Origin of the sequence: Streptomyces huiliensis (assembly GCF_020037025.1) — a bacterium.
GTDB classification, from domain to species: Bacteria; Actinomycetota; Actinomycetes; order Streptomycetales; family Streptomycetaceae; genus Streptomyces; species Streptomyces huiliensis.
The window spans coordinates 1-296 of record NZ_JAIQLH010000587.1 but is presented as its reverse complement, the minus strand read 5'-3'; the positions used below and the strand labels follow the sequence as shown (position 1 = coordinate 296).

At 75.7% G+C, this 296-nt stretch carries 1 protein-coding gene; it reads right to left on the bottom strand.

The features are described from left to right. Nucleotides 1-296, bottom strand: a 296-nt coding sequence (locus JNW98_RS35990) for an AMP-binding enzyme (RefSeq protein ID WP_443732512.1), incomplete at both ends; no start/stop codon positions are given.

Below are 296 nucleotides of genomic sequence, written 5' to 3'. Positions count from 1 at the left end.
CTCCGGGGCGGGGAGCGCGCGTTTGTCAAGTTTGCCGTTGACGGTCAGCGGCAGGTCGCCGACGACCATGACGACGGCCGGGACCAGGTACTCCGGCAGCCGCTCCGCGACCTCGGCGCGCACCGCCGCGCCGTCCACGCCCGCGGACGCGTCGGCGGGCACCACGTAGCCCACGAGCTGTTTGCCAGCGTCGGTGTCCCGCACCACGACCGCGGCCCGCGCCACGCCGGCGGCACCGGCCAGCGCCGCCTCGGCCTCGCCCGGCTCGACCCGGTAACCGCGGATCTTCACCTGGT